This is a genomic window from Bradyrhizobium sp. NBAIM03, assembly GCF_020194055.1.
GTDB classification, from domain to species: Bacteria; Pseudomonadota; Alphaproteobacteria; order Rhizobiales; family Xanthobacteraceae; genus Bradyrhizobium; species Bradyrhizobium yuanmingense.
This window is the reverse complement of sequence record NZ_JADYVS010000013.1, coordinates 1-22284: the sequence shown is the minus strand read 5'-3', so window position 1 is coordinate 22284 and position 22284 is coordinate 1. Positions and strand designations below refer to the sequence as shown.

The window sequence follows — 22284 nt, the reverse complement described above, 5'->3', positions numbered from 1 at the left end:
CGACGACCCCGTGGCATTAACCCCGACCGGCAAAAAGCAATGTCCATTCTCGATTCGATCCAGCGTCAGATCCCGCCGATCCACAAGGAGGGCTATCCCTTCATCGGCGCCTTTGCGCTGGCGAGCCTGCTCCTGTTCTGGCTGTGGTCGCCGCTGGGGTGGATCGGCACGATCCTGACCGTTTGGTGCGCGCTGTTCTTCCGCGATCCCGTCCGTGTGACGCCGGCGCGCGAGGGTCTCGTGGTGTCGCCGGCCGACGGGCGTGTCTCCATGATCACCATGGCGCTGCCGCCGGCCGAGCTCGGGCTCGGCGACCGGCCGCTGCCGCGCGTCTCGATCTTCATGAGCGTGTTCAATTGCCACGTGAACCGCGCGCCCGTGGCGGGCAGGGTGGATCGTATCGCCTACCGGCCCGGCCTCTTCATCAACGCCGAGCTCGACAAGGCGAGCGAGGACAACGAGCGCAACTCGCTGGTGATCACGACGCCGACGGCGCGGATCGGCGTGGTCCAGATCGCCGGCCTAGTCGCCAAGCGCATCGTCTGCTTCGTCAAGGAGGGGCAGGCGATCGGCGCCGGCGAGCGTTTCGGCCTGATCCGCTTCGGCTCGCGCCTCGACGTCTACCTGCCCGTGGGTACCAAGGCGCTGGTCTCGGAAGGGCAGACCGCGATCGCCGGAGAGACGATCCTGGCCGACCTTGCCGGCGACGACCCGGGCCGCGCGTTCCGCGCCAATTAACCAATAGTCGGTGCTCGCAGGCGTTCCGCCGCAATGGCGGAGGGCGGCGCGGCTTGCTATATCTCGCCTCGAGATAAGGACGAGCCATGACGCCTTACGATTTCAAGGATCCCGACGTCCGCCGCCGGCGGTTCCGACCGATCCCGGTGCGGATGCTGGTGCCCAACGTCATCACGCTGCTGGCGATCTGCGCCGGCCTGACCTCGATCCGCCTGTCGATCGAAGGGCGGATGACGCTCGCGGTCTATGCCATCGTGTTCGCCGCCGCGCTCGACGGCATCGATGGCCGCATCGCGCGCATGATCAAGGGGCAGTCGAAGTTCGGCGCCGAGCTCGACAGTCTCGCCGACTTCGTCAATTTCGGCGTGGCGCCCGGCCTGATGCTGTATTTCTGGCAGCTGCACGAGCTCGGCAATGCCGGCTGGATCGCCGCCATGGTGTTCGCGATCTCCGGCGGCCTGCGGCTCGCGCGCTTCAATGCCACCATGGACGATCCGAACAAGCCGGCCTTCGCCGCCAATTTCTTCACCGGCGTGCCGGCGCCCGCCGGCGCGATCACCGTGCTGCTGCCGATCTATGTCGCGTTCCTCGACGTCGGGCGCACACCTGCGGCGGTGACCGCGGCCTACACGCTTCTGATCGCGTTTCTGATGGTGTCGCGCCTGCCGGTGTTCTCCGGCAAGACCAAGCGGATGCGCGTGCCGCCCGAGCTGGTGCTGCCGGCCTTCGTCGCCGTGATCGTCTTCATCGCGCTCCTGATCGCCTATCCCTGGCACGTGCTGTCGATCGGCACGGTGGTGTACCTTCTCGCGCTGCCGCTCGGCTACAAATCCTATCGCGACCAGGCGCGCGCGATGGAAGCCACCGCGCCGGCGGGAGGCGAGGTCCCGTCACCGCCCTCGGCGCCGACGCTGGCGAATTTGTCGGAGCCGCCGCAAGACGACGATCGGCCCGGACGACTGCACTAAAGCGCTCCTCGCGGATATCTGCCATGAAGCCCGCCTGAGTTGGGTCGAGATCCGATCTCGGCTATATCGCCCTGTGCCGGCGGCATCGCGCAATCAATCGCCGCCAACCTGGGAGAGAACGCCGTGACCAATTCCGCGACCGGGCCGCTGCCCGCTTCCGTCCTCGAAGCGCTGGGCCGTTACGATACGCCGACGATCTGCAACGCCATGGAGATCGTGGCGCCCGAGCGGCGGCTGATCGGCTACACCACCAAGCAGCTGGTCTGTCCGTTTCCCGACCTGCCGCCGATCGTCGGCTATGCCCGCACGGTGACGATCCGCTCGGTTCTGAAATCATCGCTTCCGGCCGAGGAGCAGTCCATGCGCCGAATCGCATATTACGAATATGTCGGCACCGGCCATGGCCCGCGCATCTCGGTGATCCAGGACATCGACGGACCCGACGTCGGCTATGGCGCGTTCTGGGGCGAGGTACAGAGCAACGTGCACAAGGCGCTCGGCTGCCTCGGCGTCATCACCGACGGCTCGATCCGCGACATCCCGCAATGGGCGCCAGGGTTCCAGGCGCTAGCCGGCTCGATCGGCCCGTCGCACGCCTGGGTGCACGCGGAAAGCTTTGGCGGCGAGGTGCGCGTCGCCGGCATGACCGTGAAGTCGGACGACCTCATCCACGCCGACCGGCATGGCGCCATCGTGATCCCGCTCGACCTTGCCGCAAAGCTGCCGGAGGCGGCCGAACTGTGCGGCCGCCGCGAGACGCCGATCCTGGAGATCGCCCGCAGTCCCGACTTCTCGCTCGAGAAGCTCAAGGCCGCGCTGAAGCGCTCTGCGGAGATCCATTGACGGCTGCTGGAGCGTGATCCGGAAAAGTGTGTAGCGGTTTTCCGAAAAGATCATGCTCAAACAATAACCTAAAGCGCGATGACGATTGATCCTGATCGCATCGCGCTTTAGGGCAATCTACGGCCCGGACGACGGCCGAATGCCGCCTTGCTCGGTCAGAAGCAGGGCGACTTGATCCGGTTCTCCGAGCACGGCGGCGGCGCATCCGATCAGGGTGAAGCCGCCGGCAAGGTCCCAGAGGGTGATATCGTCTGCGCTGTTGGCGCTGCGCATCAACCGCGCCGCGAGCACGGCGAAGGCGGCCTCGATAAAGAGCAGCACGCTGAACGCCGGAAGCACGAGTTCCGGCTCGAGCAGGTGGAACGCCAGCGCCGCGGGCAGCGCCGTGAGTAGACCGAATAGCATCAACATCGCGCTGGCTCCGCGATTGGCCCTGTCGCAACGCTAGCAGACACCAGCTGATCCCCGTCCACGATGTGGCGGAGGGCCGCAGCCGACGTGACGTGGTGGGCGCCTGCTTATGGTTAGCGAAAGGTTGAAATTCCTATCGCTGGACGGCTACCGGGACAAATTGCGGCGGCAGGCGGCACATCGTCGAGACTTAACCTTTACGCGCCTTTAAGGGCGGCGCTCTAGGGTCTGCGATGCGGTTCGGGGTTGAGCCGCGCCAGCGGCCAGGACGGCCGTTGTTGCGTAGGCGTTGGAGTCGATCATGGATATCGCAACACTTGTCGGCCTCGTCGCAGGCGCCATTGTTGTGTCGTCGCTGATCCTGATGGGCGGTACGTTCGGGATGTTCTACGACATCCACGCCGTCATCGTCATCTTCGGTGGCTCGTTCGCAGCGACGATGATCCGCTTTCCTTTGTCCGCGATGATCCACGGCGTGCCGCTGGGCGCGAAGTTTGCTTTCACCCTGAGCCGCCTGTCGGCTCACGACCTTGTCGACGAGCTCGCCCGCATCGCGGAAATCGCCCGCAAGCAGGGCCCGGTCGGACTCGAAAAGGTCGAGACCGACGAGCCCTTCCTCGCCAAGGGCATTCGCTATGTTGCCGACGGCTACGACCTCGATTTCATTCGCGACAATCTGGAGCGCGACCGGGACAACTTCCTGATGCACCTCGACGAAGGCAGCAAGATCTACCGCGCCGTCGGCGACTGCGCCCCGGCGTTCGGCATGATCGGCACGCTGCTTGGCATGGTGCAGATGTTCTCCAACATGTCGGATCCCTCCAAGCTCGGCCCGTTCATGGCCACCGCGCTGCTGGCGACCCTGTACGGCGCCGTTGTCGCCAACCTGATCTGCTTGCCGATCGCGGACAAGCTGCACGGCAAGCTGCTGGACGAAGAGACCAACCGCACCTTGATCATCGACGGCATCCTGATGATCCGCGACTCCAAGAGCCCGACCCTGGTGCGCGAAATGCTGCTGGCCTATCTGCCGGAGAAGCATCGTCACACCGAAGGCGAGCCGGTGCCGGCTTGAGGCCGCCGCCTGGATTTTGAGAGATGGCCAAGAAGAAGCGCGGCAATGCTCACGGTGGCGGCCACGGCTGGTTCGTGACCTTCGCCGACCTGATGGCGCTGCTGCTGGCGTTTTTCGTGATGCTGGTCGCGTTCTCCACGCAAGACGCCAACAAGCTGAAGATCGTCGCGGGCTCGATGCGCGAGGCGTTCGGCGTGCAGACCGAGGCGCGCTACTCCGGCATCGTCGAATCCGACGGCCTGCCGACGCGCCCGCGACTCAAGAACGTCGACCACATCCAGCCGGAAGATGCCTCCAACACGCCGACGCCAGATCAGGAAGACCGCGAAAAGACCTCCGGCGCGAAGATCAAGGTCGACCGCAATTTCGCGCTGGCCGCAGCCTCGCTGCGCCAGGCGTTGCAGGACATGCCGGAACTGACCGAGATGTCCAAGCACATCATGTTCGAGGAGACCAAGCAGGGCCTGAACCTCGAGATCGTCGACCAGGACGGCCGCTCGATGTTCGCCGACGGCTCCAAGGTGCCCTATGACCGCACCCGCCGCCTGGTCGAGAAGCTCGCGATCCCGCTCAAGGCGACGCCGCTCCGCGTCTCCATCGCCGGCCACACCGCGGCGGGGTTCGTGCCGACCCGCAGCGACTATGGCGCCTTCGATCTGTCGGCCGATCGCGCCAACGCCGTGCGCCAGATCCTCGAGCGCCAGGGCCTGCCGCCGTCGCACATCTTCGCCGTCTCCGGCAAGGCCGATACCCAGCCGCTGTTTCCGGACGATCCCTCGCTGGCAGCCAACCGGCGGGTGACCATCACCTTGATGCGCGAAGATCCGCCGCTGCCGCCGAATCTGAGGCCGTAACCCCCTTGCGCTACCATCTTACCTGAGGCATGTCGTCGCGCGGGCGATGAGCGTGGCTGTGGCGTCACAGCATCCGGCTCGGCGCCTGCTATGATGGTGCGCCGATTGACAGGTGCACCGGAAGCGTCAAAAGGCGCCGGATCAATTTCAGGAACGAAGCGTTCTCCACCTTCATGACGGCGAGCATCACACAGGCCGAGACCCAGGACGGGCGGCCCACCGCAAGTTTTTGGGCCCTTACGCTCGGGAGTGTCGGCGTCGTCTTTGGCGATATCGGCACTTCGCCGCTCTATGCATTCCACGAGGCGGTCAAGGCCGCCGCCCATGGCGAGCCCGTCTCGCGCGTCATCGTGCTCGGCGTGCTCTCGCTGATCCTGTGGGCGCTCCTGATCGTCGTCACCGCCAAATATGTCCTCTTGCTGCTGCGCGCCGACAATAACGGGGAGGGCGGCACGCTCTCGCTGATGGCGCTCGGCCAGCGCGCGCTCGGGCGGCGAAGCTGGGTCCTGCTCGCGCTCGGCGTGATCGGCGCTTCGATGTTCATCGGCGATTCCATGATCACGCCGGCGATCTCGGTGCTCTCGGCGGTGCAGGGCCTCAAGCTCGCGACCCCCGCGCTCGAGCACTATGTCGTGCCGCTCACCGTGCTCATTCTGGTGCTGCTGTTCGCCGTGCAGAGCAAGGGAACCGCATTGGTCGCCTCGGCCTTCGGGCCGGTGATGGTGGTCTGGTTCACCGTCATCGCCGTGATGGGGGCTGTCCACATCGCCGACGATCCCACGGTGCTGGCGGCGATCAATCCGTACTATGCGGTGCAGTTCGTGCTGTCGCACGGTGTGATCGGCCTCGTGACGCTCGGCGCGGTGTTCCTGGCGGTGACGGGCGGAGAGGCGCTTTATGCCGATCTCGGCCATTTCGGCCGCAAGCCGATCCAGTCGGCCTGGATGTTTTTCGTGCTGCCGGCGCTTCTAGTCAACTATTTCGGGCAGGGTGCGCTGGTGCTGTCCGATCCCAGCGCGATCGAGCATTCGTTTTATCGCATGGTGCCCGAGAGCCTGGTCCTGCCGCTGGTCGGACTCGCGACGGCCGCAACCGTGATCGCGAGCCAGGCGGTGATCACCGGCGCCTATTCGCTGGTCCACCAGGCCGTGCAACTCGGGCTCCTGCCGCGTTTTGAGGTGCGTTACACCTCCGAATCCCATGCCGGCCAGATCTATCTGCCGCGCGTCAACCGCCTGCTGCTGATCGGCGTGATGCTGCTGGTGCTGCTGTTCCACACCCCCAGCAATCTGGCTTCCGCCTACGGTATTGCCGTCTCCACCACCATGGTCGCCGACGGCATCATGGGCTTCGTCGTGATCTGGAAGTTGTGGAACTGGCGCGCCGCGACGGCCGCAGCCGTGATCGTCCCCTTCGTCATCGTCGATTTGAGCTTCCTCAGCGCCAACCTGCTCAAGCTGCTCGAAGGTGCCTGGGTGCCGCTGCTGTTCGGCATCGTCATGGCCGGGACGATCTGGACCTGGCGCAAGGGCTCCGCAATCCTGATCCAGAAGACCCGCCGGATCGAGGTGCCATTGGACGATCTGATCCGCAGTTTGGAGAAGCGGCCACCGCACATCGTCAAGGGCACCGCGGTGTTCCTGACCAGCGATCCGGCGTTCGTGCCGACCGCGCTCCTGCACAATCTCAAGCACAACAAGGTGCTGCATGAGCACAACGTGATTCTGACCATCGAGACCGCGCAGACGCCTCGGGTCGATCTGTCGGAGCGGTTCAGGATGGAGAAGATCAGCGAAAAGTTCTCCAAGGTCCGCTTGCGCTTCGGTTTCATGGAGCAGCCGAACGTGCCGAAGGCGCTCGCCATCGCGCGCAAGCAGGGTTGGCAGTTCGACATCATGTCGACGTCGTTCTTCGTGTCGCGCAGGTCACTGAAGGCCTCGGCACAGTCGGGCATGCCGCTCTGGCAGGATCATGTGTTCATCGCGCTGAGCCGGTCGGCCAACGATGCCACCGACTACTTCCAGATCCCCACCGGCCGCGTGGTCGAAGTCGGAACCCAGGTCACCATCTAGAATGCAACTGGCGTAGCCATGCATATTTGCATGGATATGGCCCAGAATCGGGCTAGGCCATGCCGGTGGCGCAGGACTATAAGCCGCGCGCTCTTCCGCCGTTGTGCAGTGAAGCATTTTAGAGGCCATCGGGCTCTCCCATGACAAGCGACGTAGCAGTTCCCGCCCCGGAAACGGTGGCGGCCAATGGGCATGGCGATGCCCATACCACCGCCGGTTTCGGCGCGCTGACGCTCGGCAGCATCGGCGTCGTTTACGGCGACATCGGCACCAGCCCGCTCTACGCGTTCCGCGAGGCGGTGATGGCGGCCTCGGGCGCGGACGGGTTGCCGACGCCGGCAGCGGTCCTCGGCGTGCTCTCCCTGATCCTGTGGGCGCTCATCGTGGTGGTGACGCTCAAATACGTCGTGATCCTGCTCCGCGCCGACAACAACGGCGAGGGCGGCACGCTTGCACTGATGGCGCTGGCCCAGCGGGCGGTTGGCACCGGCCGCGGCGGGGCCACCATCGTCCTGCTCGGCATCATTTCCGGAGCTTTGTTCTACGGCGATGCCGTGATCACGCCGGCGCTCTCCGTGCTGTCGGCGATCGAGGGCATGAAGGACGTCACGCTAAGGTTCGAGCCCTACATCGTTCCGCTGACGGTTGTGATCCTGGTCGGCCTGTTCGCCGTGCAGTCCCGCGGCACGGCGCGCGTTGCCGCCTTCTTCGGCCCGATCATGTGCGTCTGGTTCACGGTTCTGGCGGTGGCGGCGATCCCTCAGATCGCCCAGCAGCCGCAGGTGCTGCTTGCGCTCAACCCGCTCTACGCCGTGAACTTCATGCTGCACCATGGCATCGTCGGCTTCGTGACGCTGGGCGCGGTGTTCCTGGCGGTGACCGGCGCCGAGGCGCTCTATGCCGATCTCGGCCATTTCGGCAAGCGGCCGATCCAGACCGCGTGGCTTACCATCGTGCTGCCCTCGCTGGCGCTGAACTATCTGGGGCAGGGCGCGCTGGTGCTCGGCGACCCCGGCGCGATCGTGAGCCCGTTCTTTCAGCTGTTCCCGCAAGGCTTCGTCCGAGGCTGCATGGTCGTGCTCGCCACCATGGCGACCGTCATCGCGAGCCAGGCCGTCATCACCGGCGCCTATTCCCTGACGCGCCAAGCGATCCAGCTCGGGCTGCTGCCGCGCTTTGAAATTCGCCATACGTCGGAAGCCCATTCCGGCCAGATCTTCATTCCGCGCATCAACCAGCTGCTGCTGGTCGCGGTGGTGCTGCTGGTGCTGCTGTTCCGCTCGTCGAGCGCGCTTGCATCCGCCTATGGCATCTCCGTCACCGGTACCATGGTGGTCACGGCGATGATGGGCTTCGTCGTGGTCTGGAAGGGCTGGCGCTGGTCAGCGCTTGCCGCCGGCGCGCTGATTGCGCCGTTCCTGTTCCTCGATCTGACCTTCCTGAGCGCGAACCTGTTGAAGGTGTTCGAGGGCGGCTGGGTGCCGATGGCGCTCGGTGCGGTCATGATCATCTTGATGTACACATGGCGGCGCGGCAGCCGGCTGCTGTTTGAAAAGTCGCGCAAGCTCGAGTTTCCGCTCGCCGATCTCGTGGCGATGCTGGAGAAGCGGCCGCCGCAGCGGGTGCCCGGCACTGCGGTGTTCCTGACCTCGGACCCGCTCAGCGCGCCGACCGCGCTCATGCATAGTCTGAAACACTACAAGGTGCTGCACGAGAAGAACGTCATTCTCACCATCGAGACCGCGCAGACCCCGCGGATCGATCCGGCCGAACGGGTGAAGCTGGAGCAGATTTCACCGACCTTCTCCAAGGTGACGCTGAAATTCGGCTTCATGGAATCGCCCAACGTGCCGAAGGCGCTCGCGATCGCCCGCAAGCTGGGCTGGCAGTTCGACATCATGTCGACCTCGTTCTTCCTGTCGCGCAGGGCGCTCAAGCCCGCCGCCCATTCCGGCATGCCGCGCTGGCAGGACCGGCTGTTCATCTCGCTCAGCCGCTCCGCCAACGACGCCACCGACTATTTCCAGATCCCGTCCGGCCGTGTGGTCGAGGTCGGCACGCAGGTGACGATCTAGGGCAGACGATCCAGGGCATGGGATTCAAAGCGGACTTCAAGTCGCTGCGATTTAGCTTTAACTTGCGCCGCGCGGCTCAAGCCTTTGTGGCGCTTGATTTTCGTCTCCCGAGAGGCGAGGTTGCCGCCGGCCGGGATCGCCCCGGTACGCGGCCCGCGACGTTGGAGGATGATGTGGCAAATCAAGTGCAGGATCTGACCCCGGACGAGGTCGCCAAGGGTGTCGCGGAAGGGCGTTATCTGCTCGTCGACGTCCGTGAGCCGAACGAGGTCGAGGCCGAGGCTTACCCTTACGGCGTCGTGGTTCCGCTCTCGACCTTCGATCCCAAGGCGATCCCCGATCCGCAAGGAAAGCAGGTCGTGTTCGCCTGCCGCTCGGGCAAGCGTTCGGTGACCGCCTCGCTGGCGGCGCAGGCGGCGGGCCTCTCTTACGACAAGCATCTGGCCGGCGGCATGCTGGGCTGGAAGGCGGCCGGGCTTCCCAGCAAGGTCGGTGGCTAACCGCGCAATGACGACCAAGAGCTCTTCGCTGAACAAGGTCTTCGCCGACCTTCCCGTCACCATCTTCGAGGCGATGTCGCAGGCCGCGCGCGACAACAATGCGATCAATCTCGGCCAGGGTTTTCCGGATGATCCCGGCCCCGAGGACATCCGCCGCGCCGCGGCCGAGGCTTCGCTGAACGGCTACAATCAGTACCCCTCGATGATGGGCCTGCCGGAGCTGCGCCAGGCGATTGCGACCCATTACGGCCATTGGCACGGCCTCAAGCTCGATCCGATGAGCGAAGTGATGGTGACCTCCGGCGGGACCGAGGCGCTGACCTCGGCGATCCTCGCGGTGGTCCAGCCCGGCGACGAAGTGGTCTGCTTCCAGCCGGTGTACGATTCCTATCTGCCGATCATCCGCCAGGCCGGCGGCATTCCGCGCTTGGTCCGGCTCGAGCCGCCGCACTGGCGGCTGAATGAGGACATGCTGAAAAGCGTGTTCAATTCAAAGACCAAGGCGGTGCTCTTCAACAACCCCTTAAATCCCAGCGCGGTGGTCTATCCGCGCGAGGACCTCGAGCTCTTGGCGCGCTACTGCCAGGAGTTCGACGTCATCGCGATCTGCGACGAGGTCTGGGAGCACGTCACCTTCGACGAGCACAAGCATATCCCGCTGATCACCATTCCCGGCATGCGCGAGCGCACCATCAAGGTCGGCTCGGCCGGCAAGATCTTCTCGCTGACGGGCTGGAAGATCGGCTTCGTCTGCGCGGCGCCACCGCTGCTCCGCGTCGCGGCCAAGGTGCACCAGTTCCTGACCTTCACCACCGCGCCGAACCTGCAGGCCGCGGTCGCCTATGGGCTCGGCAAGTCCGACGACTACTTCCTGTCGATGCGCAAAGACCTGACGCGGAGCAGGGACCGCCTGACCAAGGGGCTGGAGAGCCTCGGCTTCCCCGTGCTGAAGTCGCAAGGCACCTATTTCCTCACCGTGGACCTGTCGCCGCTCGGGCTCAACGAGAGTGACACTGAGTTCTGCTGGCGCATCGTGAAAGACTACAAGGTCGCCGCGATCCCGGTCTCGGCGTTCTACGAGCAGGACCCGGTCACATCAGTGGTGCGCTTCTGCTTTGCCAAGAAGGACGAGACGCTCGACACCGCACTGGAGCGGCTGTCGGACGCGGTGCGTGGACGCAAGAGGTAGACAGAGATGACGAACGTCGGCCGCTCCGGCTTTGGCCTTGGTTTCGCGATCGCCGCCGCGCTGACGTTGCTCTCCGCTCCCGCAGGTGCCGAGGAGCGGGTCGTCAATTTCTACAACTGGTCCAACTACATGGCGCCTGACGTCCTTGAGGCCTTCACCAAGGAGACCGGCATCAAGGTCGTCTACGACACTTTCGACGCCAACGAGACGCTGGAGACGCGCCTGATGGCCGGCAAGTCCGGTTATGACGTCGTGGTGCCTACCGCTTATTTCCTGCAGCGCCAGATCAAGGCCAACATCTTCCAGAAGCTCGACAAGTCGAAGCTCCCGAACCTCGCCAATGCCTGGCCGGTGGTGACGCAGCGCCTCGCCACCTACGACCCCGGCAATGTCTACGCCGCCAACTACATGTGGGGCACGACGGGCATCGGCTACAACGTCGCCAAGGTGAAGCAGATCCTTGGGGTTGATGCGAAGATCGACAGCTGGGACATCGTCTTCAAGCCGGAGAACCTCGCCAAGTTCAAGGACTGCGGCGTCCACATGCTCGACTCCGCCGACGACATCTTCCCGGCGGCGCTGAGCTGGCTCGGGCTCGATCCGAACTCGACCAAGCAGGCGGACCTGGAAAAGGCCGCCGATGCCGTGGCGAAAGTCCGCCCCTCCGTACGCAAGTTTCACTCGTCCGAATATCTAAGCGCGCTCGCCACCGGCGAGATCTGCTTCGTGGTCGGCTGGTCCGGTGACATCATGCAGGCCCGCGCCCGCGCCGCGGAAGCCAAAAGCGGCGTCGAGATCGGCTACACCATTCCGAAGGAGGGCGCGCAGATGTTCTTCGACAATCTCGCGATTCCCGCGGATGCCAAGAATGTTAGGGAAGCCTACGAGCTGATCAACTATCTCTATCGCCCGGACGTTGCCGCCAAGAACTCGGACTTCCTGTCCTACGCCAGCGGCAACCTCGCCAGCCAGAAGCTGGTGGATCCAAAAATCCTGAACGACAAGAACATTTATCCGGACGAAGCGACGCTCGCAAAACTGTTCGTGATCACGGCGCGCGAGCCGGCCACGCAACGGATCATCAACCGGCTCTGGACCAAGGTGAAGACGGGGCGGTAGTAGCGCCTGTCATTGCGAGGAGCGAAGCGACGAAGCAATCCAGACTGCTTCCGTGGAACGATTCTGGATTGCTTCGCTGCGCTCGCAATGACGGAGTATTTACCGCCACCTTCTATGCAGCCACAGCCATTGCTCGGGATGTTCTCGTACCCAGCTTTCCACCACGCTCGTGATCGCCTGCGTGGTGCCCTGGATGTCGATCCTGCCGTCGGCATCGCGCACCGGCGGGATCTCCTCGGTCAGCTCGCCGCGGAAGCGGCCGTCGGGCAGGCGGATGATGCGCACGCCGTGGATTGGGCATTCGACCTGGCGCAACAGGCGCGCCAGCATCGGATTGGCGCGGGTCTTGCGGCCGAAGAACGTGACCTCGACGCCGGCTGTCAGATACTGGTCGATCAGCATGGCGACGTGCTTGCCGTCCTTCAGCGCCTGCGCGAGCCGCAGCGGCGCGTCGCGGCCGGCCGGGATCAGCGTGCCCATGTTGACCTGGCGCATCTCCTGGATGATGCGATCGGCCGAGGCGATGTTCGGGCGGCGATAGAGAATCGCGGTGTCCAGGCCATGCGCGACCGCGGCGAGCGCCGGCAATTCCCAGTTCGCAAGATGTGCGGCGAAGATCAGCGCCGGCTTGCCGTCGTCGCGGATCTGGTCGAACAGCTCGATGCTGCGCGGGGAAATCTCGATGCGACTCTTCTCGGGGACATCGCGGGCGTAGTCCCAGACCTGGTCGATATGGGCGAACTCGGCGCCGACGCGGCCGAGATTGTCCCAGACGCCCATCAGGATCCGTTCGATCTCCTCCGGTGACTTCTCGGGGAAGGCGGCGGTGAGGTTGGCGCGGCCGATGCGGTGCTCGCGCAGGCGCGGCCCGATCAGCTTGACGGCACGCGCGAAGAAGTCCGAGGTCTTGGCCGGATCGAAATAGCGCGTGGTGCGCAGCATCGCGACGGTCGCGGCGCCGATCAGGCTGCCGCCGAGCGATTTGGCAGCCTCCCGCGCGCGGGCCTTCGTGCTCGCAGGAAGCAGCGCCATGCGTCCGGTCAGGCCGGTTCGCGGGTCAGGATCAGCGAAGCGTTCTGGCCGCCGAAGCCGAATGAGTTCGACATCACCGCGGTTACGCGCGCATCGCGCGCCTTGTTGCCGACGACGTCGAACAGGATCGTGGGATCCGGATTGTCGTAGTTGATCGTCGGCGGAATGCGCTGATGCTCGAGCGTGAGCAGCGAGAAGATCGCCTCGACCGCGCCGGCGGCCGAGATGGTATGGCCGACCATCGACTTGTTGGAGGTGACCGGAATCTTCTGCGCGAGCTCGCCGAACACGGCCGACGTCGTGTTGAACTCCATCTTGTCGTTCTCGGGCGTCGCGGTGCCGTGCGCGTTGATGTGGTCGATCTGATCCGGCGTCATGCCGGCATCGGCCAGCGTCTTGTTCATGCAGCCGATGATCGGCTTGCCGTCGGGCGAGGAGCGGGTGCGGTGGAAGGAATCGGTGAGCTCGCCGCAGCCGGCGATCACGCCGAGAATTTTTGCGCCGCGCGCGGTGGCGGCTTCATAGCTCTCCAACACCAGCGCGCCGGCGCCTTCCGCCATGACAAAACCGTCGCGGTTCTTGGAGAAGGGACGGGAGGCCGCCTGCGGCGGATCGTTCTGGGTCGACAGCGCCGAGAGCAGCGAGAAGCGCACCAGCGCTTCCGGGTTCACGGTGCCGTCGGTCGCGACGCAGAGCGCTGCGTCCGTCTCGCCGCGGCGGATCGCCTCGACGCCGAGCTGGATCGAGGTGGCTCCGGACGCGCACGCCGTCGACAGCGAGATCGGCGAGCCCTTGGTGCCGAAGGTCTCGGCAAGATAGGCGGCAACCGAGCCGAACATGAAGCGATGATGATAGGCGCTAAACTTGCCGCCGCCGGAGATGCGGAGCAGATCGTCATAGGTGATGTCTTGCTGGCCGACGGCGCGACCGAGCTCGCGACGCTGCGGCCATTCAACCTCGACCGGCGCCACCGCGAGGAAAAGCGGACCCGGGAAATCGGCCTTGGCGCCGATGCCGGCCTGCTCCAGCGCTTCCTGCGTCACCAGCTCGGCCATCCGCTCGGACAGAGCGGTGGAAGAGAACGGATCGGCGCTGACGAAATCGACCGTGCCGGCCATCGTGGTCTTGAGGCCGTCGATCGGAAAACGCGTGATGGTGCGGATACCGGATTCGCCGGCGACGAGCTTTGCCCAATTGTCGGATTTGCCGGCGCCGAGCGAGGTCATGATGCCCATGCCGGTGACGACGACGACGGGACGCCCGAGTTTGTCGCGTGGTGCAGTCATGTCGATCCCCGCTTGAGCTGATTAAACCGCCTCGACCAGCGCCATGCCTTCGCCGCGCCAGTGTCCGGCTCCCACCACCACGATCTGGGTGGGCGCGCCCTGCATTTCAATCTCGGTCCCCGTGGAATCATTCGGCGGGAACAGCGCGCCGCGCGAGATCGACAATGCGGCGAGGGCAATGCCGAGCGGGAATTGCGTTTCCATGGCGTGGCCGAACACCGTGCCGGTCGAGCGCACCGGAAAGTCGGCATGGTTCTTCAGGAAGTCACGCTCGTCCGAGGTCGCAGGCTCCGCCCCGGTCGCGCCGGTGATGATCGCGCCCTTGCCCTCGCGCCTGGGCAGCTTGGCCCACAGCTTCTCGAGCGTCGCGGTCATGTCGCCAGGCTGCTTGCGCTTGGCGAGGTCGGCGACGACGCTCGACAGCTTGGCGAACGGCTTGGCGCCGCGCGCTTCCGCATGCGCCTTCGACTCCAGCACCAGGAAGGCGCCGGCCGAGCCGAGCGCGAAGCCGGGATGGTCCTTGCGCGCCCACACGGGCGCGAACTTGTCCTTCAGGTTGAAATCGCCGAATTCGTAGAGGACGAGCAAGTCCTTGCGCTCGCCGTTGTGCGATCCGCCGACCAGCGCGATGTCGCTCTCGCCCGAGGCGATGCGCGCGAGCGCGATGCGGGCGGCATCGGCGCCGGCGACCTCTTCGCCCATGAAGGTGCGCGAGGTGCCGCCGAGACCGTGCACGATGGCGATGTTGCCGGCAAGCAGGTTGGAGAGCTGGGCCAGGAACAGCGTCGGCCGGAGATCGCTCATCAGCCGTTCGTTGAGGAAGCCCGGCGCGTTGGCGCCCTTGGCCTCGGCGGTGAGAATGCCGCTGTCGACGTTGATGTCGCGCTCGCCGCCGCCCGCGGCGACCACCATGTCGATCTTCGACAGGATGTCCTTGTTGCCTTTGATGCCGGCGGAATCGAGCGCAAGACCGGCGGCATAGGTGCCGATGCGCTGCCAGGCTTCCATCTGGCGCTGGTCGCCCTTCTTCGGGATCTGGCTGTCGAAGGATACCGGCATCAAGGGATGCACGATGTAGGGCGCAAAGCCCTTCTCGTCGACATTGATGCGCTTCTCGGAAAGCGCGGCCCAGTTGGCGTCGAGGCCCTCGCCGAGCGAGGTGGCGAGCCCAATGCCGGTGATCCAGACCTCGGTCTGGCCCGGCTTCAAAGCAGGAGTGTCAGTCATGACGATACGGCCTGTTGCGGAAAGCCGACGCGCTCGGCGACCTTCGCCATGTATCCGCGCATATCCGCATTGGGGAAGGGAATCAGCGTGAAGGTCAGCGCCGAATTGGCGCGCAGCTTGCCGCCGACCCGGATCTTGGCCTCGGTCATGGCATAGCCGGAGCCTTCATGGGTGAGGCTCGCCTCGATGCTCATGAGGTCGCCGGGGAAGACCGAGCCGCGGACCTTGGCCTCCTTCACGGCGGCCAGGATCGGCATGCGTTCGAATCTGAACACGCCGAGTTGAAGCCAGCCCGAGGCCTGCGCCATCGATTCGATCAGGAGCACGCCGGGCATCAACGGATAACCCGGGAAGTGCCCCTCGAAGATGGTGCTTTCCTGCGGGACCTGCGCTTCGACGACGATCGTCTTCTCGTCGACCTTGAGGTCGACGATGCGATCGATCATGTGGAAGTATTCGAGTTGCATGACTGCGCCCTTAGGCGCTCGCGCCCTTGGCCGCAACCAGTTCGTCGATGCGGGCGCACAGGTTCTTCAGCACGAAATATTGCTCGGTGGTCGCCTTGCCGTCGTTGACCTCCTGAGTCCACTTCTCCAGCGGCAGCTTGATGCCGAACTGCTTGTCGATCGCGAAGGCGATATCGAGGAAATCGAGGCTGTCGATGCCGAGGTCATCGATGGCATGGCTATCCGGCGTGATCGTGTCGCGCGGGATGTCGCAGGTTTCAGCGATGATCGTGGCGACCTGATCGAATGTAGAGGACATCACTAAGCCTTTGATATATTGTAGGTATTTGTCAGATTGTCCAGAGTGGCACGGTGGCTGGGCATCGCGCCCCTGATGACGCCCTCAAACCCCCCTCTGGCCGGTCGAAAGCCCGTATATCGGAGCGCCGCCTTGAGTTCAATGGAGCCGGGCAGGCCTCCGGGGACAGCATCGGACGTGGCTGGGGATGCCGGCTGGGTCCGTCCGCCGCGAGGTCCGTGCCGGGCCGGTCCCTAAATATGCGGCGTTGTGATCTTGACGCAGTCGCGGCGACCCATCAGCACGCAATCCTGGGTCCGGCGCAGGTCGGCGATGCTGACCGCGAGCCAGATCCCGATCGCCGTCAGCGCGATGGTGAAGGCGAGTGCTGCGATGTTGGCAAGCATGCGCTGCCGGTAATTGTCGGGCTCGGCACGCGGCTGCTCGTAGCGCGACAGGTCCAGCCGTTCGGGCGTGCCACGGAGCGGTTGCACGGAGCCATTGCCGCGCTGGACCCTTGGAGAAGGCGGGGTGCGCGGCCTGAACTGGAGCACCCGGTGCTCCTCATCAGAGCTTATGGGCCGCTGATTGTTCATGGGGCGGGGATCACTCCGAAGCAGCGATCTAGATAGCATAGGTGAGGCACGCGTTGCAGTAAATCTTTGCAATGCCAGGATGCATTTGTGCGTTCGTACTATTTTGCGCATGGACCGGTGTGCCGCGATCCAGCAACGGGCCATCGTGTCGTCGCGAGCGTTGCGCTGCAACGCGGGCATAGCGACAGCCATTGAGGACGTCTTTTTTACCGGCCGGCATCGACTTGTGATCTGCGCGTCTTCCGAACGGATTTTGCCACCGCGGGACCCGTGGCATAGTCGCGGGAACCCGAACCGTTCGTTGCTGCCAGGGGCCTTCGATCATGACCACGACCAACGCGCGCGAGCCGAGAGTGCATCCGGTTCCGATCCTGTCGCTCCGGCCGACGCAGATGACGGTCGGCATGCGCGAGGTCAAGGAGAAGCGCAGGCGCTGGCGCGAGCACGGCAAGAAGAAGCAGGCGGATCTGCTCGGCAAGCACATGATCCCCGTCGTTTACGGTCCCGACGCGCGCTACTACGTGATCGATCATCATCACCTCGGCCGCGCACTGCACGATGAAGGCGTCAAGGAGGTGCTGGTGACCGTCGTCGGCGATCTCGGGATGGTGGAGCGCGAGGCGTTCTGGGGCGTCATGGACAACAAGCGCTGGGTCTATCCTTACGACGCCAAGGGCGAGCGGCGCTCGTTCCGCGACCTGCCGAAATCCGTCGCTGACCTCAAGGACGATCCGTTCCGCAGTCTTGCCGGCGAATTGCGCCGCATGGGCGGCTTCGCCAAGGACACCACGCCGTTCTCCGAATTCCTGTGGGCCGATTTCCTGCGCCGGCAGGTCTCGCGCAAGGCGGTGGAGGCCGATTTCGATAATGCGCTCGAGAAGGCGATGGCCGCGGCCAGAAGCAAGAATGCGATCTATCTGCCCGGCTGGTGCGGCCCGGCGGACGACGACTGAGGGTATTCACGTCAGTCGCGCTGGAAGATCCTGGCGCCGGGATAGGCGCGGCGGGCGTAAGTTACCACCAGCGCGCGGTCCTGGGTGTCCAGGAACGGCGTTCGGATCTGGCTCGATCCGACGATGAGGTGCCACAGGCCATTGAGCTTCTGGATCACGATCTTCATTTGCGTAGTCCTCAATGACTCCCATTCCGGCGAATGTTGCCGCCGCAGTGCCTAGGATAGCGCTCGCGGGTATCAAATTCCCAATACGGCCGGCGCTGCAAAACACGTCCACCCTTGTTAGTTGGTTACGGAATGTGCCGAGATAAGCCGGATCTCATCACAGCCGCTTGAGCGAAATCAATTTCCGCGCCCACGAAACCGTCCTGAAACAGAGCGGTCCCATCTCTATGGAGTAGTCGAGCTCACACAGGAGGCGAACATGCGCCGTCTGGCTTTCGTACTTGCCTTGCTCGCGGTCGCTTCGGCGGGAATCTCTGCATCCTTTGCCGCAGTCCACCACGCCAAGTCGTTGACGTTCGCGGAGCGCTTTGCTCCGGCGCTCGAGCTGATGGCAAAGCGCTAGCTGCATACGTCTCGCAGCCGTGAGCGATGCACCGGCTGTTCGCTGTTGGGCGGACATCACGTCGCAGTCGCCGACCGATGATGGCCGGGTCAGGCTTGACCTGTCGCAAACTTGCCTCGCCCTGACCGGCTAAGGTCTGCCTGCATGGTTGCAGAGACAGCGTTGCGCCCCGATGCCGAGGGCCCGGGCTCCAAGTCATGCAGATCTTGTCATGCAGATCTTGGAGGCACGGCCATGAGCGTCATCTTTCGCATCCTCTTTGTCCTCGCCGGCGCGATCACGGCGCTGTTCGTCGCGCGCGACGCGCTGAACTTCACCATCATCCAGACCTTCGTCGCCGTCCTGCTCGCCACCGCAATCGTCGGTGCCGGCAGCTTCTGGAGCCTGCGGCGGAAACCGTGAGCGAGGTGCAACGCGGAGGTGCGGCCGGTCTGAGTGAGACCGAGGCGCGGGCGAGGCTCGCGGCAGACGGCCCCAACGAACTGCCTCGGCCGGAACGACGCAGTCCGCTGCGTATCGTGGTGGAAGTGCTGCGCGAGCCGATGCTGCTGCTGCTGCTCTGCGGCGGGCTGATCTACCTCGTGCTCGGCGATCTCAAGGAGGCGGTGATCCTGCTGGCCTTCGGGGCGATGTCCATCGTGATCACGGTGGTGCAGGAAACCCGGACCGAGCGCGTGCTGGAAGCCTTGCGCGACCTGACCAGCCCGCGGGCGCTGGTGGTGCGTGACGGTGCGCGCCGGCGAATTGCCGGCCGCGAGGTCGTGCAGGGCGACCTTCTCGTCCTCGGTGAAGGCGATCGCGTTCCCGCCGACGCCGCGCTCGTCGAAGCGCGGGACCTGCAGATCGACGAGTCCCTGCTGACCGGCGAGTCGGTGCCCGTCCGCAAGAAGACCGCCGACAAGGTCACGGCGGCCGCTCACCGGCCCGGCGGCGAGGATCAGCCGTTCGTGTATTCCGGCTCGCTCGTCGTGCGCGGCGAGGGGTTGGCGCTGGTCGAGGCCACCGGGCCGCGCAGCGAGATCGGGAAGATCGGGCTGTCGCTTCGCGGCCTGCAGGCCGAGCCGCCGCGGCTTCAGCAACAGACCGCAAGGCTGGTGCGGCTCTGCTTCCTCGGCGGCACCATCATCAGCCTGGCCGCGATTGTGCTCTACGGCGTCTCGCGCGGCGACTGGCTGCAGGCGCTGCTGGCAGGCGTCGCCATCGGTATGTCGATGCTTCCGGAAGAATTCGGCGTCGTGCTCACGGTGTTCATGGCAATGGGTGCGTGGCGGATTTCGCAAGCCCGCGTCCTGACGCGGCGCGCCGCCGCCATCGAGGTCCTCGGCTCAGCAACAGTCCTGTGCACCGACAAGACCGGAACGCTGACGCAGAATCAGATGTCGGTCGCCGAGCTGCGCCTGCTGGACGGCGCGCGCCTGCGCGCGGAGGCGTCCGGACCGGATCAGGTCGGGCGCGAATTCGCAGAGCTGGCGCGCTGCGGGGCACTGGCAAGCTCTCCGGAGCCGTTCGATCCGATGGAGAAGGCGCTGCATTCGTTCGCGCGTGGTGTCCTGCGGGACGGCGACGCGATGGATGGCGAGCGGACGCTGGTGCGCACCTATGGTCTGCGCCCCGAGCTGCTGGCCATGACCCAGGTTTGGCGGACAGCCGGAGGGGCGGACCTCGTCGCATGCGCCAAGGGCGCGCCGGAAGCGATTGCGCGCCTGTGCAGGCTGAACGAGGCCGATCGGGAGGCCGTGCAAGCTGCCATCGGGGCAATGGCGAAGGACGGGCTTCGCGTGCTGGGGGTGGCGGTTGCCGCGTGCGATGACGCTGCACTGCCGGAATCCCAGGAGGCTTTCGTCTTTCGCTTCGTTGGCCTGGTAGGGTTTGCCGATCCCTTGCGGCCTCATGTTCCGGAGGCGGTTCGCGAATGTCGTTCGGCCGGCATCCGCGTCGTCATGATCACGGGCGACTATCCGGCGACCGCCATGGCGATCGCCGGGCAGGCCGGGCTCGACGTCGATAAGGTTGCGACCGGGGAGCAGGTCAAGCTCGCTGATGACAATGAGCTCGAGGCACTCGTCAGCAAGGTGAACGTCTTCGCGCGGGTTCTGCCGGAGCAGAAGCTGCGGATCGTCCAGGCGCTGAAGCGCAGCGGCGAGATCGTCGCGATGACCGGTGACGGCGTCAACGACGCGCCGTCGCTGAAGGCCGCCCATATCGGAATCGCGATGGGTGGCCGCGGCACCGACGTCGCTCGCGAGGCATCCTCGATCGTCCTGCTCGACGATGACTTCAGCTCCATCGTCGCATCCATCCGCCTCGGTCGCCGGATCTACGACAATCTGCGCAAGGCCATGGCCTTCATCTTTGCCGTCCACGTGCCGATCGCGGGTCTTGCGCTGCTTCCCCTGCTGTTCGGGCTGCCGCTGGTGCTCGGCCCGGTGCACATCGCCTTTCTGGAGCTGATCATCGATCCCGTCTGCTCGCTGGTGTTCGAGGCCGAGCGGGAGGAGCGCGACGTCATGAAGCGTCCGCCGCGGCGTGCCGATGCGGAGCTGTTCTCGTGGCCCCTGATCGCCTGGAGCGTTCTGCAGGGCGCGATGGCCTTCGCCTTGATCGCCGTGATCTTCGTCGCAGCGCTTCGTTCAGGCCTTCCGCCCGAGGAGGCGCGCACCCTCGCATTCATTGCGCTCGTCGTCTGCGTCCTCGCGCTGGTGCTGGTCAATCGATCCTTCAGCGCATCGTTCTTGTCCGCCTTCTTCCGTCCGAACGCGGCATTGCTCTGGATCTTCCTCTTGATTGCGCTCGTTCTCGCCACAGCCTTGTTCTGGCCGCCGGCCTCCGGCCTGTTTCGCTTCGGTCCGCTACATGTTGACGATCTGATGATCACACTCGGCGCCGGACTATTGGTGCTCACGGCGCTCGAACTGCTGAAGCCGTTTTGGGGCCGACGGTTGCGATTCTAATCGCTCTCCCGCTGACCCGAGCTCGGCGAGGTCTCCGTCCGCTGAGGATCTTCCTTGCCGCCAAGCATGCGATGCAGCCGGCGCTCGAGGCGGCGGCCAATCGTCAGCAGCACGAAGGCCAGCGCCAGGGCGACGACGACGATCTTCCATTGTCCGGCGCCGCAGACGATGCCGAGGCAGGCGGCAAGGAAAGTGCAGGCGGCGCTGGTGAGGCCTCGAACGCGAAACCCGGTGCTTTGGTGCACGATGACGCCGGCGCCGAGAAAGCCGATGCCGGTGAGGATGCCCTGGATGACACGGCTGGCGGCGTCGACGACCCTGGCCGGTTCGGCGAGCTGCAATGCGAGCAGAACCACGCTCGCGGTGGAGAGCCCGACGATGCCGAGCGTCTTCAGCCCGATCGGCTTGCCGTGCAGGTCGCGGTTGAGCCCGATCGCGCCGCCGGCGAGCGTCGCTGTGCCAAGGCGCAGCAGGATTTCTGGCCAATCGAGCTCGGTCATGGCGCCTCGATCATGTCTTCGGCAGGCGCCCCATCAGATAGAACTCCTCGTTCGGCCGCATGCCCGTGAAATTCGCCAGCCGGTTCGACAGCGCGAAGAAGGCGGAGATCGCGGCGATGTCCCAGATGTCGTCGTCGCTGAAGCCGTGCGGCGCGAGCGCTACGAAATCATCCTCGGAAATCCGCTGCGCGTCTGCCGAGACCTTCATGGCGAAATCGAGCATCGCCTTCTGCCGCGGCGTGATATCGGCCTTGCGGTAGTTGATCGCGACCTGGTCGGCGATCACAGGGTTCTTGGCGCGGATGCGCAGGATCGCGCCATGGGCGATCACGCAATATTGGCACTGGTTGGCCGCCGACGTCGCCACCACGATCATCTCGCGCTCGGCCTTGGTGAGGCCGCCGTCCTTCTCCATCAGCGCGTCGTGATAGGCGAAGAAGGCGCGGAACTCGTCGGGGCGATAGGCCAGCGTCAGGAACACGTTCGGGACGAAGCCGCTCTTCTCCTGCACGGCAAGCCGATCGGGCTGAAGACGCTCGGCATCGTCGGGCTCTCCACCGCGAGCGTGGTTCTGCTCGCAT

The 22284-nt window shown here is 65.0% G+C and carries 24 protein-coding genes; 14 read left to right on the top strand and 10 right to left on the bottom strand.

The genetic code is table 11. From position 1 onward, the window contains the following. Positions 1-15 precede the first annotated feature (15 nt). The 3 genes from I6F21_RS20325 (at position 16) to I6F21_RS20315 (ending at position 2549) form a co-directional block, all read left to right on the top strand. Positions 16-738, top strand: coding sequence for a phosphatidylserine decarboxylase (locus tag I6F21_RS20325; protein WP_225112817.1), 723 nt, complete (start codon positions 16-18; stop codon positions 736-738). An 86-nt stretch (positions 739-824) separates the two neighbouring features. Further along, entirely contained in the window at positions 825-1706 is an 882-nt protein-coding gene (locus I6F21_RS20320; RefSeq protein WP_225142783.1) for a phosphatidylcholine/phosphatidylserine synthase, read from the top strand. Between the two features lie 123 nt (positions 1707-1829). Further along, entirely contained in the window at positions 1830-2549 is a 720-nt protein-coding gene (locus tag I6F21_RS20315; RefSeq protein ID WP_225142785.1) for an RraA family protein, read from the top strand. Positions 2550-2666: 117 nt separating this feature from the next. On the opposite strand, the gene I6F21_RS20310 is transcribed toward I6F21_RS20315, so the two are convergent. Next, the gene (locus I6F21_RS20310; RefSeq protein ID WP_036001448.1) at positions 2667-2960 is read right to left on the bottom strand and encodes a hypothetical protein; all 294 of its coding nucleotides are present in this window, start codon (positions 2958-2960) and stop codon (positions 2667-2669) included. 301 nt (positions 2961-3261) lie between these two features. Here I6F21_RS20310 and I6F21_RS20305 point away from each other — a divergent pair, with 301 nt between their 5' ends. The 7 genes from I6F21_RS20305 to I6F21_RS20275 all read left to right on the top strand — a co-directional run bounded on the left by I6F21_RS20305 (position 3262) and on the right by I6F21_RS20275 (position 11844). Beyond that, the gene (locus tag I6F21_RS20305; RefSeq protein WP_036001447.1) at positions 3262-4035 is read left to right on the top strand and encodes a MotA/TolQ/ExbB proton channel family protein; all 774 of its coding nucleotides are present in this window, start codon (positions 3262-3264) and stop codon (positions 4033-4035) included. A gap of 23 nt (positions 4036-4058) precedes the next feature. Beyond that, positions 4059-4889, top strand: a complete 831-nt coding sequence (locus tag I6F21_RS20300) for a flagellar motor protein MotB (RefSeq protein WP_036001445.1) — start codon at positions 4059-4061, stop codon at positions 4887-4889. Positions 4890-5062: 173 nt separating this feature from the next. Beyond that, the gene (locus I6F21_RS20295; RefSeq protein ID WP_036001442.1) at positions 5063-6961 is read left to right on the top strand and encodes a potassium transporter Kup; all 1899 of its coding nucleotides are present in this window, start codon (positions 5063-5065) and stop codon (positions 6959-6961) included. A 140-nt stretch (positions 6962-7101) separates the two neighbouring features. Then, on the top strand, positions 7102-9036 hold the full coding sequence (locus tag I6F21_RS20290; protein ID WP_225141434.1) for a potassium transporter Kup: 1935 nt from the start codon (positions 7102-7104) through the stop codon (positions 9034-9036). A 173-nt stretch (positions 9037-9209) separates the two neighbouring features. After that, positions 9210-9536 (top strand): rhodanese-like domain-containing protein, encoded by a 327-nt coding sequence (locus tag I6F21_RS20285; protein ID WP_225142787.1) that lies wholly within the window; start codon positions 9210-9212, stop codon positions 9534-9536. A gap of 7 nt (positions 9537-9543) precedes the next feature. Next, positions 9544-10725 (top strand): aminotransferase, encoded by a 1182-nt coding sequence (locus I6F21_RS20280; RefSeq protein ID WP_042336240.1) that lies wholly within the window; start codon positions 9544-9546, stop codon positions 10723-10725. A 6-nt stretch (positions 10726-10731) separates the two neighbouring features. Next, the gene (locus I6F21_RS20275) at positions 10732-11844 is read left to right on the top strand and encodes a polyamine ABC transporter substrate-binding protein (protein ID WP_036001433.1); all 1113 of its coding nucleotides are present in this window, start codon (positions 10732-10734) and stop codon (positions 11842-11844) included. 99 nt (positions 11845-11943) lie between these two features. Here I6F21_RS20275 and I6F21_RS20270 read toward each other — a convergent pair whose 3' ends face one another. From I6F21_RS20270 to I6F21_RS20245, 6 genes are all read right to left on the bottom strand, one after another. After that, entirely contained in the window at positions 11944-12876 is a 933-nt protein-coding gene (locus I6F21_RS20270; RefSeq protein ID WP_036034424.1) for a lipid A biosynthesis lauroyl acyltransferase, read from the bottom strand. 8 nt (positions 12877-12884) lie between these two features. After that, a complete protein-coding gene (locus tag I6F21_RS20265) occupies positions 12885-14162 on the bottom strand; it encodes a beta-ketoacyl-ACP synthase (protein WP_036001392.1) in 1278 nt (425 codons plus the stop codon). Between the two features lie 21 nt (positions 14163-14183). Then, the gene (locus tag I6F21_RS20260) at positions 14184-15389 is read right to left on the bottom strand and encodes a beta-ketoacyl-ACP synthase (RefSeq protein WP_036001390.1); all 1206 of its coding nucleotides are present in this window, start codon (positions 15387-15389) and stop codon (positions 14184-14186) included. Continuing rightward, positions 15386-15856, bottom strand: coding sequence for a 3-hydroxyacyl-ACP dehydratase FabZ family protein (locus I6F21_RS20255; RefSeq protein WP_036001387.1), 471 nt, complete (start codon positions 15854-15856; stop codon positions 15386-15388). Before I6F21_RS20255 ends, I6F21_RS20260 begins: the two co-directional genes overlap by 4 nt. 10 nt (positions 15857-15866) lie before the next feature. Then, entirely contained in the window at positions 15867-16154 is a 288-nt protein-coding gene (locus I6F21_RS20250; protein WP_007592476.1) for an acyl carrier protein, read from the bottom strand. A 233-nt stretch (positions 16155-16387) separates the two neighbouring features. Then, positions 16388-16729 carry a hypothetical protein gene (locus I6F21_RS20245; RefSeq protein ID WP_036001385.1) on the bottom strand — a complete coding sequence of 114 codons (342 nt, stop codon included), beginning with the start codon at positions 16727-16729 and terminating at the stop codon, positions 16388-16390. Between the two features lie 323 nt (positions 16730-17052). Here I6F21_RS20245 and I6F21_RS20240 point away from each other — a divergent pair, with 323 nt between their 5' ends. Next, entirely contained in the window at positions 17053-17682 is a 630-nt protein-coding gene (locus tag I6F21_RS20240) for a ParB-like protein (protein WP_225142789.1), read from the top strand. Between the two features lie 11 nt (positions 17683-17693). Here the strand turns inward: I6F21_RS20240 and I6F21_RS20235 are convergent, their stop codons facing one another. Further along, entirely contained in the window at positions 17694-17849 is a 156-nt protein-coding gene (locus tag I6F21_RS20235; protein WP_165637160.1) for a hypothetical protein, read from the bottom strand. 259 nt (positions 17850-18108) lie between these two features. On the opposite strand from I6F21_RS20235, the gene I6F21_RS20230 reads away from it, so the two are divergent. The 3 genes from I6F21_RS20230 to I6F21_RS20220 all read left to right on the top strand — a co-directional run bounded on the left by I6F21_RS20230 (position 18109) and on the right by I6F21_RS20220 (position 21203). Next, positions 18109-18252 (top strand): hypothetical protein, encoded by a 144-nt coding sequence (locus I6F21_RS20230; protein WP_225142791.1) that lies wholly within the window; start codon positions 18109-18111, stop codon positions 18250-18252. A 234-nt stretch (positions 18253-18486) separates the two neighbouring features. Further along, the gene (locus I6F21_RS20225; RefSeq protein ID WP_167361653.1) at positions 18487-18654 is read left to right on the top strand and encodes a hypothetical protein; all 168 of its coding nucleotides are present in this window, start codon (positions 18487-18489) and stop codon (positions 18652-18654) included. Then, positions 18651-21203: a cation-translocating P-type ATPase gene (locus I6F21_RS20220; RefSeq protein ID WP_225142793.1), complete on the top strand. Its 2553-nt coding sequence runs from the start codon at positions 18651-18653 to the stop codon at positions 21201-21203. Before I6F21_RS20225 ends, I6F21_RS20220 begins: the two co-directional genes overlap by 4 nt. Here the strand turns inward: I6F21_RS20220 and I6F21_RS20215 are convergent. Next, the gene (locus I6F21_RS20215) at positions 21200-21703 is read right to left on the bottom strand and encodes an MgtC/SapB family protein (protein ID WP_036001373.1); all 504 of its coding nucleotides are present in this window, start codon (positions 21701-21703) and stop codon (positions 21200-21202) included. The genes I6F21_RS20220 and I6F21_RS20215 overlap by 4 nt on opposite strands. 10 nt (positions 21704-21713) lie before the next feature. Continuing rightward, on the bottom strand, positions 21714-22284 hold a 571-nt coding region (locus tag I6F21_RS20210; RefSeq protein WP_225183390.1), incomplete at its 5' end, for a peroxidase-related enzyme.

Excerpts from the sequence above, each read along its gene's own strand:
- I6F21_RS20265 (WP_036001392.1), bottom strand. The coding sequence starts at position 14,162 with ATGACTGCACCACGCGACAAACTCGGGCGTCCCGTCGTCGTCGTCACC.
- I6F21_RS20260 (WP_036001390.1), bottom strand. The coding sequence starts at position 15,389 with ATGACTGACACTCCTGCTTTGAAGCCGGGCCAGACCGAGGTCTGGATC.
- I6F21_RS20290 (WP_225141434.1), top strand. The coding sequence starts at position 7,102 with ATGACAAGCGACGTAGCAGTTCCCGCCCCGGAAACGGTGGCGGCCAAT.
- I6F21_RS20245 (WP_036001385.1), bottom strand. The coding sequence starts at position 16,729 with ATGAACAATCAGCGGCCCATAAGCTCTGATGAGGAGCACCGGGTGCTC.
- I6F21_RS20300 (WP_036001445.1), top strand. The coding sequence starts at position 4,059 with ATGGCCAAGAAGAAGCGCGGCAATGCTCACGGTGGCGGCCACGGCTGG.
- I6F21_RS20280 (WP_042336240.1), top strand. The coding sequence starts at position 9,544 with ATGACGACCAAGAGCTCTTCGCTGAACAAGGTCTTCGCCGACCTTCCC.
- I6F21_RS20270 (WP_036034424.1), bottom strand. The coding sequence starts at position 12,876 with ATGGCGCTGCTTCCTGCGAGCACGAAGGCCCGCGCGCGGGAGGCTGCC.
- I6F21_RS20215 (WP_036001373.1), bottom strand. The coding sequence starts at position 21,703 with ATGACCGAGCTCGATTGGCCAGAAATCCTGCTGCGCCTTGGCACAGCG.
- I6F21_RS20320 (WP_225142783.1), top strand. The coding sequence starts at position 825 with ATGACGCCTTACGATTTCAAGGATCCCGACGTCCGCCGCCGGCGGTTC.
- I6F21_RS20275 (WP_036001433.1), top strand. The coding sequence starts at position 10,732 with ATGACGAACGTCGGCCGCTCCGGCTTTGGCCTTGGTTTCGCGATCGCC.
- I6F21_RS20235 (WP_165637160.1), bottom strand. The coding sequence starts at position 17,849 with ATGAAGATCGTGATCCAGAAGCTCAATGGCCTGTGGCACCTCATCGTC.
- I6F21_RS20255 (WP_036001387.1), bottom strand. The coding sequence starts at position 15,856 with ATGCAACTCGAATACTTCCACATGATCGATCGCATCGTCGACCTCAAG.
- I6F21_RS20240 (WP_225142789.1), top strand. The coding sequence starts at position 17,053 with ATGACCACGACCAACGCGCGCGAGCCGAGAGTGCATCCGGTTCCGATC.
- I6F21_RS20230 (WP_225142791.1), top strand. The coding sequence starts at position 18,109 with ATGCGCCGTCTGGCTTTCGTACTTGCCTTGCTCGCGGTCGCTTCGGCG.
- I6F21_RS20250 (WP_007592476.1), bottom strand. The coding sequence starts at position 16,154 with ATGTCCTCTACATTCGATCAGGTCGCCACGATCATCGCTGAAACCTGC.
- I6F21_RS20295 (WP_036001442.1), top strand. The coding sequence starts at position 5,063 with ATGACGGCGAGCATCACACAGGCCGAGACCCAGGACGGGCGGCCCACC.
- I6F21_RS20310 (WP_036001448.1), bottom strand. The coding sequence starts at position 2,960 with ATGTTGATGCTATTCGGTCTACTCACGGCGCTGCCCGCGGCGCTGGCG.
- I6F21_RS20305 (WP_036001447.1), top strand. The coding sequence starts at position 3,262 with ATGGATATCGCAACACTTGTCGGCCTCGTCGCAGGCGCCATTGTTGTG.
- I6F21_RS20225 (WP_167361653.1), top strand. The coding sequence starts at position 18,487 with ATGAGCGTCATCTTTCGCATCCTCTTTGTCCTCGCCGGCGCGATCACG.